The organism is uncultured Psychromonas sp., assembly GCF_947489755.1.
In the GTDB taxonomy this organism is placed as follows: domain Bacteria; phylum Pseudomonadota; class Gammaproteobacteria; order Enterobacterales; family Psychromonadaceae; genus Psychromonas.
On the sequence record NZ_CANLFB010000017.1, the window covers coordinates 1 to 15,641 of the forward strand.

Annotated in this window: 11 protein-coding genes; 10 read left to right on the top strand and 1 reads right to left on the bottom strand. The window is 37.6% G+C overall.

Translation table 11 applies throughout. The annotated features are described in order from the left end of the window. The first annotated feature begins 693 nt into the window (after positions 1-693). From Q0794_RS10820 to Q0794_RS10830, 3 genes are all read left to right on the top strand, one after another. Positions 694-1,806 carry a DNA cytosine methyltransferase gene (locus Q0794_RS10820; protein WP_298941785.1) on the top strand — a complete coding sequence of 371 codons (1,113 nt, stop codon included), beginning with the start codon at positions 694-696 and terminating at the stop codon, positions 1,804-1,806. A gap of 192 nt (positions 1,807-1,998) precedes the next feature. Continuing rightward, positions 1,999-3,279 (top strand): DUF262 domain-containing protein, encoded by a 1,281-nt coding sequence (locus tag Q0794_RS10825; protein ID WP_298941787.1) that lies wholly within the window; start codon positions 1,999-2,001, stop codon positions 3,277-3,279. 2 nt (positions 3,280-3,281) lie between these two features. Next, on the top strand, positions 3,282-4,055 hold the full coding sequence (locus tag Q0794_RS10830) for an MAE_28990/MAE_18760 family HEPN-like nuclease (protein WP_298941789.1): 774 nt from the start codon (positions 3,282-3,284) through the stop codon (positions 4,053-4,055). A gap of 855 nt (positions 4,056-4,910) precedes the next feature. Here the strand turns inward: Q0794_RS10830 and ubiG are convergent. Continuing rightward, on the bottom strand, positions 4,911-5,588 hold the full coding sequence (gene ubiG / locus Q0794_RS10835) for a bifunctional 2-polyprenyl-6-hydroxyphenol methylase/3-demethylubiquinol 3-O-methyltransferase UbiG (protein WP_298941929.1): 678 nt from the start codon (positions 5,586-5,588) through the stop codon (positions 4,911-4,913). A 537-nt stretch (positions 5,589-6,125) separates the two neighbouring features. Here ubiG and gyrA point away from each other — a divergent pair. From gyrA to mreD, 7 genes are all read left to right on the top strand, one after another. Further along, positions 6,126-8,870, top strand: coding sequence for a DNA topoisomerase (ATP-hydrolyzing) subunit A (gyrA, locus tag Q0794_RS10840; protein ID WP_298941790.1), 2,745 nt, complete (start codon positions 6,126-6,128; stop codon positions 8,868-8,870). Positions 8,871-8,959: 89 nt separating this feature from the next. After that, positions 8,960-10,048 (top strand): 3-phosphoserine/phosphohydroxythreonine transaminase, encoded by a 1,089-nt coding sequence (gene serC, locus Q0794_RS10845; RefSeq protein ID WP_298941791.1) that lies wholly within the window; start codon positions 8,960-8,962, stop codon positions 10,046-10,048. 82 nt (positions 10,049-10,130) lie between these two features. After that, the gene (hisC, locus tag Q0794_RS10850; protein WP_298941792.1) at positions 10,131-11,267 is read left to right on the top strand and encodes a histidinol-phosphate transaminase; all 1,137 of its coding nucleotides are present in this window, start codon (positions 10,131-10,133) and stop codon (positions 11,265-11,267) included. A gap of 14 nt (positions 11,268-11,281) precedes the next feature. Next, complete coding sequence (gene aroA / locus Q0794_RS10855) at positions 11,282-12,574, top strand: 3-phosphoshikimate 1-carboxyvinyltransferase (protein ID WP_298941794.1); 1,293 nt, start codon at positions 11,282-11,284, stop codon at positions 12,572-12,574. Between the two features lie 631 nt (positions 12,575-13,205). Continuing rightward, on the top strand, positions 13,206-14,243 hold the full coding sequence (locus tag Q0794_RS10860; RefSeq protein WP_137297282.1) for a rod shape-determining protein: 1,038 nt from the start codon (positions 13,206-13,208) through the stop codon (positions 14,241-14,243). 50 nt (positions 14,244-14,293) lie between these two features. Continuing rightward, a complete protein-coding gene (gene mreC / locus Q0794_RS10865) occupies positions 14,294-15,175 on the top strand; it encodes a rod shape-determining protein MreC (RefSeq protein WP_298941797.1) in 882 nt (293 codons plus the stop codon). Further along, complete coding sequence (mreD, locus tag Q0794_RS10870; protein ID WP_298941799.1) at positions 15,159-15,641, top strand: rod shape-determining protein MreD; 483 nt, start codon at positions 15,159-15,161, stop codon at positions 15,639-15,641. The genes mreC and mreD overlap by 17 nt, the downstream gene beginning before the upstream one ends.

Here is a 15,641-nt window from a genome sequence, read left to right on the forward strand (position 1 = left end):
ATTAAGACGCCGGATATATGTCAAGAAACCGTTATCTCTATGATGTAAAGAGCAGTTTAGACAAAGGTGATTTATCGGCTAAAACGATCTGTACAAAAGACAAGTTTAATCAGGAAAACACCCCTTTATTAATAAGGGTGACGAGTCTTCTGTACGTAATCAATTATTAAACAGAAAATAAAAATCAATCTAATCTTGATTTACAAAGAGTGACCATATATGTCCAGCACTTTATCTTGGAGGCATTGTCGAGTGAGCTATCTTAGTTGAAAATTTGTTTCCTTTTTGATCGCACTATTGATTGCCTTTTTAGGTAAAAATGAAAAAGTAGATAAACCAACTCACTAAATGTAAAAGAAACCGAAAATTAAATTGAGTAAAATTCTATTGTAATTCTCAGATATTAATTATTTAAATGTGTGGGTGCCCAGTGTTTTGTAATGCAAAATGAAAGACTTGACCCCGTTGGTTTCACTTGTATTTTAATAAATTAACATTACAATGCCACTGTCTAAAAAAACAGTGTGTGGTTGTCCTTAATCTCTCCATTAAAATTATCGCAAGTAGTCTGAAAACTGATTTTATCGAAAGGTAGGATTTATCTGTTAATATTTTGTAAATGTAATCGATAATAATGAATTACTTTGCTATCATCCTTTTTTATTTTTTAATTCGAGTAATGTAGTTAATTATATGCGTAAAGATATCTGCAGCAATGAATGGTTAACCAATAAAGTTATGCCTGATTATAATCAATTTACTGGTTCATTAAATATTGTTGACTTGTTCTCTGGTTGTGGAGGGTTAACGTTAGGTGCAATTGAAGCTGCTAAAAATCATCATCTATCAAGTAATATAAAGTTAGCGGTAGAGATGAATCCTGATGCAGCAAACACCTATCAAAAAAATTTTTATCATAGTCTATCTACAATATTTAACGGTAACATTGAAGAACTAATTACAAATTACCCTGGTGATAATATTTCTGAGGCTGAGTTAGCGTTAAAGTCTAAAAATGCTAATGTCGATGTTCTTTTAGCAGGGCCTCCTTGCCAAGGACATTCAAGGTTAAATAATCACACTCGCTCTAAAGACCCTCGCAATAAACTATATTTAAAGGTTATTCGTTTTGTTGAGTTATGCAAACCACAGTTTGTGATAATTGAAAATGTATTAAACATTAAACATGATGAGGGTAATGTATTAACTGAAAGCGCTGATTTTTTAGAAGGTATAGGTTATTCAGTTGAAAATTTAGTCATTAAAACCGCTAAGTACGGTATAGCTCAAAATAGAGTGCGGCATATACAGGTAGCATCTCTTAAACAACTTGACCTTTCTTTAACTGATTATGAATCGACCTCGGTACTTTCAGATATAATCGCAGATATTATTGATAATTCTGAGCATTCAAAAGATACTTTTGACACACCATCAAAAACCAAAAATACAGAAAGAATAGATTATTTATTTGATAACGATGTATATGATTTGCCAAATAATTTGAGACCTGATTGTCACAAGTATAAAGATCATACTTACCCTACGTCTTATGGTCGGTTAAAATGGGACAAGCCATCAACAACGATCACTCGAGGTTTTAGTACAATGGGACAAGGGCGTTTTGTGCACCCATTAAGGCGCAGAACATTAACTCCACATGAAGCCGCACGCATTCAAGGTTTTCCAGACTTTTTTGGTTTTACAGAATATAAAACTAGAGGAAACCTACACTTGATGATTGCAAATGCAGTTCCGCCAAAAATCAGCGCTATGCTAGTTGATTTGTATTTGCATCAAAAATAGGTCAGCATCTGATTTTTGATTAACTTGTTAGTTATAATTAATTCACTAGCAATATTTTTAACTTATTCCACCTTATATCTCTACTAACGCTCACCCATTTGGTGGTAACCTATATACATATTAAGTTGATTTTTTTATTATTATATTAACTTATTTAAATAAATGTACTCATTTAATATTGGAAACCTTCCTATGAACACTACTTTGAAACCAGACCTTAAGATAGCTCGATTAAAAGAGTTAAAAGAGTTAATTACACCTAAGTTAAAGGAAATAAATAAAATATTAACTCGAATAGATCTACTCAAGGTGAAAAAAGATATTTGGGTTACAAAAGAAAAGAATGAATATAATAAAAAAGTTGGGTTAATTGCTGTTTTAAAAAAAGAACTGGCTCCATTGCGAAAAGAAGAAGAAGAGTTAATAGAACGTCATACCATAAAAAAAATGAATGAGTACGAATACAATACTTCAGAGTTTACTATTGATGAGCTTAATCGTAGGTATGAACGTAGTTTAAGTGATGAATTTGATGTGGATGATAGTTTTTCAAAAGGTGCTGTGTATGTACCAGATTACCAAAGAGAATTTGTTTGGTCTGATAATGCGCAGTCAAAATTTATAGAGTCATTAATTTTAGGAATACCGGTCCCATTAATATTTTTTGCTGATGTTAACTCTCATTTAGAAATTGTCGATGGGTCACAACGAATAAGAACAATACATAATTTTATTAGTGGTAATTTGAAATTGGATGGTTTAGAAAAATTAACTTACCTAAATGGTTATAGATATAATGATTTGCCGATGCTTCGCCAAAATAGAATTGATGATCTTAGTTTAAGGGCTGTATCTTTAGGGCGTAATACTCTTCCTACTGCAAGATATGATTTATTTGAAAGAGTAAATACTGGTGGCGATAATTTAAAAAGTGCAGAGAAAAGAAAAGGTAGTGTTGTTAGTGATTATTCTCGGTTCATCGAAGAATGTTCTAAAAATGAATTGTTTATGGAGTTATGCCCATTAGGAGAAAAAGTAGCAAACCGTGGAGAAGGGATTGAACGTATTACTCGTTTCTTTGCATACTCAGGAGAAGGGGCATTGGATAAATATAACGGTAAAGTTACGCCTTTTTTACAAGCGTTTTTGAAAGCTGAAAGTGATAAGTTTGATGAAGTAAAAAAGGAAGAGATGACGAATCAATTTAATAGAATGCTTAATTTCGTTAATCAGAATTTTCCAAATGGTTTTAAAAAATATAAGGAGTCTAAGTCAACCTTCAGAGTTAGATTTGAAGCAATTTCATTAGGTGTTGATAAAGCTTTAGATGAACAACCTAAATTGCAAGTAGCTAACGTTAATTGGATTGATTCTGAAAGTTTCTATGAATGTATTCGCTCTGATGCCGCGAATAATAAAAGTAAATTATTGAAACGTATTGATTATGTTGCCGATAAGCTTTTAGGACGTTAATCATGGATAATATAAAAAGAGAATTAGCTATTCGTGAACAAGAGATTAAATCGTATGTTAAATTTTTAACCCAATTAGACATAACAAATAGTGCCATTGTATCTTCTTTAGATGATTTGTTATTAACTCCTTCAATTCGACCTAAGGAGGAAAATTTAGTACCAGACGATATAAAAAAAATATTAAAAGCAAACTTATGTCTAATGCTTTACAACGTTACTGAAGGTTTCATTAAACAATCAATATTGAATGTGTTAGACACAATTAATAATACCCATACTTATTCTAAATTAACTGACAATATGAAAATAATATGGTTGGAACGTTGCGTTGTTTGGTTTGAATATAAATCAGATGATTTTAAAAGTAGTGGCATGTCTAAAAAATTATTTTATGCAAAACTTATAGATCGATTAGGGGATGATTTACTTTCTTTTATAACTGAAGAAGAGAAAAGTGATCCGAGAAAATTTTCAGAACGATTTGGTATTCCTGGCAATGTTGACCATACAACGTTTAAAAAACTTGCCGATGAATATGGGATCGTTTTAAGTGATAGAAGCGTATTTGATAAAGAAGACACTTTAAAGACTTTACGTGAGGATCGCAATAAACTTGCACATGGCAATATATCTTTCAACGATTTTGGTCATACCTTATCAGTTGCTGAATTAGTTGAGTTATCGAATGATGTTTTTGAATATTTAGGAAAAATTGCAAATATGTTTCAAACTTACCTTCGAGAAGAAAAATACCTTAACGAAGCAACTTGTTAAACCTCAATGAGAAAGATAGTTAATTAGGTAGGTTTTTTCATTATAAATGGCGAAATAAAAGTAGGGGACATCCAATAGTTGAAATTAATAATATCAAGCAGTTAAGATATAGTATTACTCAATGCGGCTACGACATCCCACCGTAAGCTTTCCCCCCTTTAAGCAAAAGCAAACAGGACGTTTGCTGTAAGTTCATTCGGCGCATGGATGCGCCGTATGAACTGGTGCGTTTAGAAAGGGGATAATAGTTTGGGATAAAAAAGAGACTCGGTGTCAGTTTCTTTGTCAACTTTTTTTATGATAAAAGAAAGTTTAGTCGCCGAAAGGGCGAAATACAAAGCTAATAAATATCAAACAGTCTCGACGAGCCCCGACGAGTGATAACAAAACACAAAGCAGAAACAATTAGGCTGAAGCCAGCGCCCCGAAAATCCCTTAATACAAAAGCTAAATACTAACAAACTGATATAACGATTCTTGATTTAGCTATAACAAAACCTTGGTCAATACGGCTACGATAATTTCCCGTTAAGTTTTTCTGAATCAATCACTGCCTTTAGCAAGTAGAGGCATGGATGCCGTTACTAGCTCAGTTCGAGACATGGATGTCGAGTCTGAGCGGTGCGTTAAGAAGGCAGTTATTTATTCAGATTAAAAAACGTATTGGGGCGACTTTCTTTTGGTTCTGTTTTCTTTGTTCGTATAAAGAAAATGAACTCGCCGACAGGGCGAAACCACTGTGAATAAGTATAAAGCTGACCCGACGAGCGCAGACGAGCAATAACAAAAACACAAAGTAAAAACAAGCAGGCTAAAGCCTGCGCCCCGAAAACCAACAGAATAAGAAACGAAAAACTAAATCACCTTCGTACACTTCAACATATAATTCACATCCACATTCTGTGTGATCTTAAAATCATTCGATAACGGACTATATTCCACACCACACAAATCATCACACTTTAACTGCGTCGCATCAATCGCATTCAACAACTGAGAAGGACGAATAAACTTAGCATATTCATGCGTGCCTTTTGGCACCCAACGTAACACATGCTCTGCGCCTACAATCATCATCAAATAAGCTTTCCATGTTTTATTGATGGTTGAAAAGTAAACCGTTCCGCCTGGTTTGACCAAATCACAACACGCTTGGATCACTGAAGCGGGATCGGGCACGTGCTCTAACATTTCCATGCAAGTCACTACATCGAAGGTTTGTGGATGAGATTGAGCAAATTGTTCTGCGGTAGTTTTTTGGTAATCTACTTTAGTTTGTGTTTCTAGAGCGTGTAAACGGGCTATTTGTAGTGAGGCGTGTGCCATGTCAATGCCCGTTACTTCTGCTCCTTTTATCGCCATGCTTTCAGCTAAAATACCGCCACCACAACCAACATCAACTACTTTTTTACCGAATAAACCGTCAACACCTTGTTCTATATAATCGAGGCGTTTTGGGTTTAATAGATGTAACGGTTTAAAGTCACCCTCTAAATCCCACCATTGCTCTGCCATCGCAGAAAATTTTTCAATTTCTTGCTGGTCTACATTCGCTTCAAGTTCATTGTTTGGTAATGAATCTGTTTGCTCAGAGTGGTTCTGTGATGGATTGTATTGAGTCACGCTATTATCATCCTGTTTATTTGCGGTTGAGTATTATGGTTTATAGAAAAGTCCTTTTATAAGACTTGTTTTTATAAACACCTTGCTACCCGGTTGATTGTTTAATGCTATGTCGAGTTACTTTTTATAAAGGTCTATCGATGACGCTTATTTTTTGCTAAACGTTGCTAAACCTTACTAAAAAAGTCGTTCAAAAGTAAAGAAAGGAGATTATAACGTGATAACAATAATGATGGGTGATTAATTTTGCGATTCTAAGGGGCTTTAAATTATCCCTTTGGTTGTATGAAAAGTGAGCGGTTAGTTAATAAGTGCCTCATATTGTCCCATAAAACGATTCTCAGGCGATTTTGCTCATTAAAACGCTTCTGCCAAGGTGCATTTGTGCTACTATCGACCCCTTACTAAATTTAGTCTGTTTCCACTAATTTAAGGATTTAAGTTTCTATGAGCGAATTTGCTTCTGACGTTTCCCCAATTAATATCGAAGATGAATTAAAGAATTCTTATCTTGAATATGCAATGAGCGTGATCGTAGGTCGTGCATTACCCGATGTACGTGATGGTTTAAAACCCGTTCACCGTCGTGTTTTATTTGCGATGAATGTTTTACGTAATGACTGGAACAAACCTTACAAAAAATCGGCACGTGTTGTTGGTGATGTAATCGGTAAATATCATCCACATGGTGACACTGCGGTATACGATACGATTGTTCGTATGGCGCAAGACTTCTCATTACGTTACATGTTGGTTGATGGTCAAGGTAACTTCGGTTCTGTCGATGGCGATAGTGCAGCAGCGATGCGTTATACGGAAATCCGTATGCAGAAGTTAGCACATGAGTTATTAGCTGACTTAGAAAAAGAAACGGTTGATTACGTACCTAACTATGATGGTACTGAGTTCATTCCTGAAGTGTTACCGACTAAAATTCCTAACCTATTAATTAATGGTTCATCAGGTATTGCGGTAGGGATGGCAACGAACATTCCACCTCATAACTTAGGTGAAGTGATCAGTGCTTGTTTAGCGCTTATTAAAGATGAAGACATTACCATCAATGAGTTGATTGAGCATATCCCTGGACCAGATTTCCCAACAGCGGGTATCATCAATGGTCGTAAAGGTATTATCGAGGCTTACCATACGGGCCGCGGTAAGATTAAAGTACGTGCTAAAGCAGACATTGAAGTGAATGAAAAAACCGGTCGTGAAACGATCGTGGTACATGAATTACCGTACCAAGTTAACAAAGCGCGTTTGATTGAAAAAATCGCGGAATTTGTTAAAGATAAAAAAATTGAAGGTATCAGCGCATTACGTGACGAGTCAGATAAAGACGGTATGCGTATGGTCGTTGAAGTGAAACGTGGTGAAGTGGGTGAAGTGGTTTTAAACAACCTTTACGCACAAACGCAAATGCAAGTGACATTCGGTATTAATGCCGTTGCACTTGACCACGGTCAGCCAAAATTATTCAACCTAAAAGAGATGTTAGAAGCGTTTATTCTGCATCGTCGTGAAGTGGTAACTCGCCGTACGGTATTTGAATTACGTAAAGCGCGTGATCGTGCACATATCCTTGAAGGGTTAGCGATTTCATTGGTTAACATTGAAGCTATCATTGAAATGATCCGTAACTCTCCAACACCCGCTGAAGCAAAATTAGCGCTACAGTCTCGTGGTTGGGATTTAGGTGCGGTTGCTTCAATGCTTGAAGCAAGTGGTGTTGATGCGGCTCGTCCTGATGGGTTAGCGATTGAATTTGGTATTCGTGATAACCAATACTTCATGACTGAAATTCAAGCACAAGCGATTCTAGATTTACGTCTTCACAAGTTAACGGGCCTTGAGCACGAGAAAATTTTAGGCGAGTACAAAGAGCTATTAGAAATCATTGCTGCTTTATTATTCATTCTTGAAAGTCCTGCTCGTTTGATGGAAGTGATTGAAGAAGAATTAGAAGAAGTACGTGATAACTTTGACGATGAACGTCGTACTGAAATCACTGAATCTGAATCTGATTTATGTATGGAAGATTTAATCGTTGAAGAAGATGTTGTTGTGACGCTTTCTCACGAAGGTTACGTTAAGTATCAACCGTTATCAGACTACGAAGCACAGCGTCGTGGTGGTAAAGGTAAAGCCGCGACTAAGATGAAAGATGAAGACTTCATCGAGAAACTATTAGTGGCAAGTACGCATGATACTATTTTATGTTTCTCTACACGTGGTCGTCTGTACTGGCTGAAAACATTCCAACTGCCTTTAGCATCTCGTCAAGCACGTGGTCGTCCGATTGTGAATATCTTGCCGCTTGAAGAGGGTGAGCGTATTACTGCAATCTTACCAGTACGTGAATATGAAGATGATAAATATGTGTTCATGGCAACAGCAAACGGTACGGTTAAGAAAACCGCATTAAGTGCTTATAGTCGTCCACGTTCAAGTGGTTTGATCGCGATTAACCTGAATGATGATAACGAGCTAATTGGTGTTGCATTAACTGATGGTACCAATGAAATCATGTTGTTCTCGGATGCGGGTAAAGTGGTTCGCTTTAAAGAAGCGGAAGAAAGCGAAGTGACCGATGAAGAAGGCAATGTTGTACTTGATGAAAACGGCAACCCTGAAATTAAATTCAAAGGTGTTCGTCCAATGGGGCGTACTGCAACGGGTGTTCGTGGTATTAAACTAAACGAAGGCGGTAAAGTTGTTTCACTGATTGTACCTAATGCTACTGGTCACATCTTAACAACCACTGAGAATGGATACGGTAAACGTACTCCTCTTGATGATTACTCATCTAAGAGTCGTGCTACACAAGGTGTTATCTCAATTAAAGTGAGCGAGCGTAACGGTAAAGTAGTGGGCGCAGTACAAGTAGATGATAACGATGAAATCATGTTGATCTCTAACCGTGGTACGTTAGTGCGTACACCAGTGAGTGGCGTGTCAATTGTGGGTCGTAATACACAAGGTGTTACACTGATCAAAACACGTGATGATGAAAAAATCGTGGCATTACAACGTATTGAAGAAATCAAAGATGTGCCAGTTTACGATGAAAATGGTGAACTAGTTATACAAGAGCCAACGATATTAGAGGCTGTTGAAGGTGAAGTACAAGAAAGCGAATCAGACGCAATAGATAATGCGGATGAGCAGCCAACTGACGCACCTGAATAACAATTAATGACAGTTTAATAAGCGGCAATAGCCGCTTATTTTGTTTTAAAAGAGTCAACTTATTACTTGAATTCAATAGAGAGTTAGCAATGACAAAAATATATAACTTTTGTGCTGGTCCTGCGATGTTACCTGAAGCAGTAATGCAACAGGCACAAAGTGAATTTTGTAACTGGCAAGGTTCAGGTGTTTCTGTAATGGAAGTGAGCCACAGAAGCCCTGAGTATGTTGCAATGGCAAAACAAGCTGAGCTTGATTTGCGTGAATTGATGGCGATTCCTGATAATTATAAAGTACTGTTTTGCCATGGTGGTGGACGTGGGCAGTTTGCTGCGGTTCCATTTAACTTATTAGGCGATAAATTAGATGCTGATTACATTTTAACGGGGCAGTGGTCTAAGTCTGCGGTCGTTGAAGCTAAAAAGCATGCGCGTATTCATGAAACCAATATTATGTTGACCACTGAAGACGGCAAAATTGGTGTTAAATCTTCTGATGATTGGAATGTAAATGCAGGCTCTGCTTATGTTCACTATTGTCCGAATGAAACCATTGAAGGGATTGAAATCTTTGATGTGCCTGAAACAGGTGTCGTGCCATTAGTGGCGGATATGAGTTCAACTATTTTGTCTCGTCCCATTGATGTGTCTAAATTCGGTGTCATCTATGCCGGCGCACAGAAAAATATTGGGCCGTCTGGTTTATCAATTGTGATTGTTCGTGATGACTTAATTGGCCATGCTCGCCAAACTATCCCGTCTATTTTTGATTACCAAGTACAAACGGACTTCGATTCGATGTACAACACACCGCCAACGTACTCATGGTACTTAGCTGGCTTAGTGTTTAAATGGTTATTAGCACAGGGCGGTATTGCCGCGGTTGAAAAGAACAATATTGCAAAAGCTGAATTACTTTATAACGCTATCGATAGCTCTCCGTTCTATTCAAACAATGTTGATGCAAGTGTCCGTAGCCGTATGAATATTCCTTTCACATTGGCGGATGATAGCTTGAATGAAACGTTTTTAAGTGAATCTAAAGCAGCTGGTTTGTTGACGTTAAAAGGTCACAAGTTAGTGGGCGGTATGCGTGCGAGCATTTATAACGCGATGCCTATTGAAGGTGTACAAGCGTTAGTCGACTTTATGGCTGCTTTTGAAAAGAAATACGCTTAAGCCTTGTTGGAAACGCAGGTTATAAACGGCACTTTTTATAAAGGTGCCGCTAAAGAATAGTGATTCATTGTAAGGAACTGGAATGAGTAATGATTTTTTAAGCTTGGCTAATACTGGCGTACAGAAATTACGTCCGTACCAAGCAGGTAAGCCTACTGATGAATTAGAGCGCGAACTCGGTATTACTAATATCGTTAAATTGGCGTCTAATGAAAACCCACTAGGGTTAAGTGAATCAGTTAAATTAGCACTACAGAAAGAGTTAATGGAATTAACGCGTTATCCTGATGCTAATGGCTTTTATTTGAAACAAGCGCTAGCGACAAAATATGCGGTTGATGTTAATCAAGTCACTTTAGGTAATGGCTCTAATGATTTATTAGAGTTGATTGCACGTGCGTTTGTCACATCAAGTGATGAAGTGATGTTTGCTGAGCATGCTTTTGTTGTTTACCCATTGGTTACCCAAGCGATTGGTGCGACAGCGGTTGTGGTTAAAGCCAAAGATTATGGTCATGATTTAGCCGCAATGGCCGCAGCGATTACTGATAATACTAAGCTTATTTTTATTGCCAACCCTAATAACCCGACCGGGACTTTTTTAGAGCAAGCTGAGCTGAAAGACTTTTTATCGTCAGTGCCTGCAACGGTGTTAGTTGTATTGGATGAAGCTTATTTTGAATATGCTGCCAGTGAACGTCGTGGTAATGCGATTGCATGGATTGCTGAATTCCCTAACTTAATCGTTTCACGTACTTTCTCTAAAGCTTATGGTTTAGCCGGTTTACGTGTGGGCTACAGTATTTCACATCCTGATATTGCCGATATTTTAAATCGTGTTCGTCAACCTTTTAACTGTAATTCATTAGCATTAAAAGCCGCTGAAACAATATTGCAAGATGAGCAATATCTCGCTGATAGTGTGGCGTTAAATAATGCAGGTATGAAAGATTTAAGTGCTTTTTTTGATGCGAATAACTTAGCGTATATTCCATCGATGGGTAACTTTATTACTGTGAATGTAAGTAGCTCTGCTGATAAGAAGATGGCTGATAAAAAAACGGGTGATCAGGTTTACCAAGCGTTATTACAAGAAGGCGTGATTGTACGTCCAATCACAGGATACGGTTTACCGAATCATTTGCGTATCAGTATTGGTACTGAAGCGGAAAATCAACGCTTCAAACAAGCACTCACTCACGTTTTAAATTTGCAATAAGAGAAACGAAAACAATGGAACAGTTATTATTAAACCCGATTAAAAAAGTCGATGGCGAAATTAATTTACCGGGATCAAAAAGCCTGTCAAATCGTGCCTTATTGTTAGCTGCATTAGCATCAGGGACAACTACATTAACCAACTTATTAGACAGTGATGATATCCGTCACATGTTGAATGCATTAACTAAATTGGGTGTTAATTACCAATTGTCTGCAGATAAAAAACAATGTGTTGTGGAAGGTTTAGGTCGTGCATTCAATACTCAAGAGTTGGGCGATATTGAGTTGTTTTTAGGTAATGCAGGTACGGCGATGCGCCCATTATGTGCTGCATTATGTTTAGGCCAAGGTGAATATACGTTAACGGGTGAGCCGCGTATGTTTGAGCGTCCAATCGGTTCTTTAGTGGATTCTCTAAAGCAAGCTGGCGCGGATGTTACTTACTTAAAAAATGAAAACTACCCACCATTAAAAATCAAAGGAACTGGCCTTAAAGGCGGTACTATTACGATTGATGGTAGTGTTTCAAGTCAATTTTTAACGGCATTTTTAATGTCTGCTCCAATGGCTTCTGAAGATACAACGATTAACATCGTGGGTGAATTAGTCTCAAAACCTTACATCAAAATCACGTTACAAATTATGCAAGATTTTGGTGTTGAAGTGGATAATGTTGGTGGTGAGTACCAAAGCTTTGTGATTAAAGGCGGACAAACTTACCAAGCACCAGGTAACTACTTAGTAGAAGGTGATGCTTCATCGGCTTCTTACTTCTTAGCGGCAGCGGCAATTGGCGGCGGCAGTATTAAAGTAACGGGTATTGGTAAAAAGTCAGTACAAGGCGATATTCAATTTGCTGATGCATTGGAAGCAATGGGCGCAAACATTGAATGGGGTGATGATTACATTAAAGCCAGCAAAGGTGAGCTTAAAGCCATTGATATGGATATGAATCATATTCCAGATGCGGCGATGACCATTGCGGTAGCGGCTTTATTTGCTGAAGGCACCACGAAAATCACTAACGTCTATAACTGGCGCGTGAAAGAAACCGACCGTTTATATGCGATGGCAACTGAGCTGCGTAAAGTCGGCGCTGAAGTGGTTGAAGGTCATGACTTTATTGAAGTGACGGCACCTGCTCAAATCAAGCATGCTGAAATCGATACTTATGATGATCACCGTATTGCGATGTGTTTCTCATTGGTTGCGTTAAGCGGTACGCCTGTGACGATCAACGATCCAAAATGTACGTCTAAAACATTCCCTGATTATTTTGAAAAACTAGCATCCGTTAGTTTTTAAGTGTAATGGGTGAGGCTGTCTTAAGGGCTTTTGGCTAAGTTTTATTTGCTAGTTTAAGACTGCTTTTTTGTATTATTAAAGCCTACTTCGGTAGGTTTTTTTATCGCTTTAATTTTGTAATCAATAGATAACCTCCGTTCTGGATAAGCCAAGCTATACAATACCCCTCGTTCCCTCGGTTTCTGTATTAAAGTCCCCCTCAATAACCCGTTATCACTTCAATAGTTTACCTTGAATTAGACAAAACTAACGGCACTGTCGATTAAAAATATTACGAATTAATTTGAAGCGTTAAATGAGGTTTCTATTTACCAACATTGACGTTAACTAAGCGTTTAGCCTTTTAGTTGTTTTTTATTGAACAGTTGTTGACTCGGTTGTCAGAGTAAAACGAGTGTTATTAACGTGTCCTGAAGCTGTGTTATTAGCGGATTAAATTATTAGCACGATAAAAGAAGTTCAATTTTATGCCCATAAATAAATACAAATAAATATCAATAAATTATTAAAATTATCATTTCATCAATAGTATGGGTCTTAAAGTAAGCTTTTCACTTTCTTTTCTTGCTGTATTTTTAGTGGGTTGGTAGAGTACGCGGATTACTTTTATTCGCTTCTTTTGGAAATATTCATGTTTAAAATGTTCCGTGGTATGTTTTCTAACGATTTATCAATCGATTTAGGAACTGCAAATACCCTTATTTATGTTAAAGACCAAGGTATTGTACTGGATGAGCCCTCTGTGGTTGCAATCCGAAAGGATAAAAATGGCAAAAGAGTTGCCGCTGTTGGTAGTGCTGCAAAGCAAATGTTAGGGAAAACACCTGGTAATATCGAAGCTATTCGTCCAATGAAAGATGGTGTTATTGCTGACTTTTATATTACTGAAAAAATGTTACAACACTTTATCAAGCAAGTGCATAACAATAGTTGGATGCGTCCAAGTCCTCGTGTTTTAGTTTGTGTGCCTTGCGGTTCTACACAAGTTGAGCGACGCGCTATTCGTGAATCTGCAATGGGTGCTGGTGCACGTGATGTATTCTTGATTGATGAGCCTATGGCTGCTGCTATTGGTGCAGGTATGCCTGTGTCTGAAGCAAAAGGTTCAATGGTTGTCGATATTGGTGGTGGTACTACTGAAGTCGCTGTTATCTCATTGAACGGGATTGTTTATTCTGCTTCAGTGCGCATTGGTGGTGATAAGTTTGATGAAGCTATTATCAATTATGTACGTCGTAATTACGGTTGTACTATTGGTGAAATCACAGCTGAACGCATCAAACATAGCATTGCTATTGCTTACCCAATCGATGAAATTAAAGAGATTGAAGTCCGTGGTGTTAATGTTGCTGAAGGTGTTCCACGCAGCTTTACGTTAAACAGCAACGAGATTTTAGAAGCATTACAAGAGCCATTGAGCGGTATTGTTTCAGCAGTAATGTTAGCGCTAGAAAAAACGCCACCTGAACTTGCTGCAGATATTGCTGAGCAAGGTATGGTACTAACAGGCGGTGGTGCATTATTATGTGAGCTTGACCGTTTGTTATCTGAAGAATCTGGTATTCCTGTTATTGTTGCCGATGATCCTCTTACTTGTGTTGCTCGTGGCGGCGGTATGGCGTTAGAGATGATCGATACACATGGTGGTGATGTCTTTAACGGAGATTGATATTAATTAGCGTGGCTTGATAGCTGCGCTAACATTCAATAAAAATATCCATGAAACCAATTTTTACTCGCGGTCCCTCTTTTACGTTAAGGCTATCCATTGTGATAGCCTGTTGCGTTGGGCTACTGATCGCCGACAATAAATATAACCTCTTTTCTCCTGCTCGTGTTTACTTAAACTCTATTGTTGCCCCTATTCAATATATTGCCGATGCACCACAAAAACTGTTTGGCTCATTTTCTGAAAATATCATGACCAGACAAGCGTTAGTGGAACGCAATCAACAGCTTGAAAAAGATAATCTGCATTTAAAAGCCGATCGCCTTTTATTAGGGCAATTGCAAAGCGAAAATAAACAGCTTCGTGAGCTATTAAACTCTGAAAAGAAATTCAAATACAAACGTATGATCACCGAAGTGATGAGCTTACGTTCAGACCCTTTTACACATCAATTATTGATTGATAAAGGCGCGCTAAATGGCGTTTACTTAGGGCAGCCTGTTATCAATGAGCAAGGTGTGGTTGGGCAAGTTTCACAGGTCGGCAGTACAACTAGCCGAGTGGTGTTAATTGTTGATGCCACCCATGGTATTCCTGTCCGTGTTCAGCGTAATGATGTGATTGCCATTGTTCACGGTAGTGGCGCTTGGGATCAATTAAAAGTGCCTTTTGTCCAAAGTAATGCAGATATAAAAGAAGGTGACTTACTGGTGACGTCTGGTCTTGGTGGTCGTTTTCCTGCAGGTTATCCTGTTGCTAAAATTAGCCGTTTTGAATATCAAGAAGGCGAGTTATATGCAACGGTGACGGCGACACCTGTTGCTGATTTAGATAGAAGCCGCTATTTACTCTTATTATGGAATGATGATCCGTTAGCTGATGCTGATTTAACGTTAGACTCTCCGGAATTATTCGATGTCCCTGTTCAATAGTTATAAAATAATTTATCTGTCCTTTTTAGTTTGCCTTGTTGCGGCTATTTTTCCATTACCGATCATGTTTAATGCTTTTCGGCCTGATTGGATGCTATTAGTTCTTTCTTATTGGGTGATGGCTTTACCGCACAGAGTTAATATTGGGCATGCCTTTATATTAGGGTTGTTATTAGATTTATTGCTAGGCTCTATTTTAGGCATGCACGGACTTTTATTTTCATTACTCGCTTACTTTACGAGTATTAACTTTCAACGTTTTCGTAACTTTACCTTAGTACAAACTACGTTGTTACTTGGTGTCTTTATTTTCCTCGCTAAATTAGGCTTGTATTGGATAGCTTCTAGCATGCAGGAAATTACCTTACATCGCCCTTATTTTTGGTCTATTTTTACTTCGATGATTATTTGGCCTTGGTTCTTTCTGTTTATGCGTTTTATACGTGTTCGTTATAAGGTGAGTTAA

Bases quoted from the DNA above. Each gene is read 5' to 3' on its own strand.
- Q0794_RS10820 (WP_298941785.1), top strand. From the start codon at position 694: ATGCGTAAAGATATCTGCAGCAATGAATGGTTAACCAATAAAGTTATG.
- Q0794_RS10825 (WP_298941787.1), top strand. From the start codon at position 1,999: ATGAACACTACTTTGAAACCAGACCTTAAGATAGCTCGATTAAAAGAG.
- Q0794_RS10830 (WP_298941789.1), top strand. From the start codon at position 3,282: ATGGATAATATAAAAAGAGAATTAGCTATTCGTGAACAAGAGATTAAA.
- gyrA (WP_298941790.1), top strand. From the start codon at position 6,126: ATGAGCGAATTTGCTTCTGACGTTTCCCCAATTAATATCGAAGATGAA.
- serC (WP_298941791.1), top strand. From the start codon at position 8,960: ATGACAAAAATATATAACTTTTGTGCTGGTCCTGCGATGTTACCTGAA.
- hisC (WP_298941792.1), top strand. From the start codon at position 10,131: ATGAGTAATGATTTTTTAAGCTTGGCTAATACTGGCGTACAGAAATTA.
- aroA (WP_298941794.1), top strand. From the start codon at position 11,282: ATGGAACAGTTATTATTAAACCCGATTAAAAAAGTCGATGGCGAAATT.
- Q0794_RS10860 (WP_137297282.1), top strand. From the start codon at position 13,206: ATGTTTAAAATGTTCCGTGGTATGTTTTCTAACGATTTATCAATCGAT.
- mreC (WP_298941797.1), top strand. From the start codon at position 14,294: ATGAAACCAATTTTTACTCGCGGTCCCTCTTTTACGTTAAGGCTATCC.
- mreD (WP_298941799.1), top strand. From the start codon at position 15,159: ATGTCCCTGTTCAATAGTTATAAAATAATTTATCTGTCCTTTTTAGTT.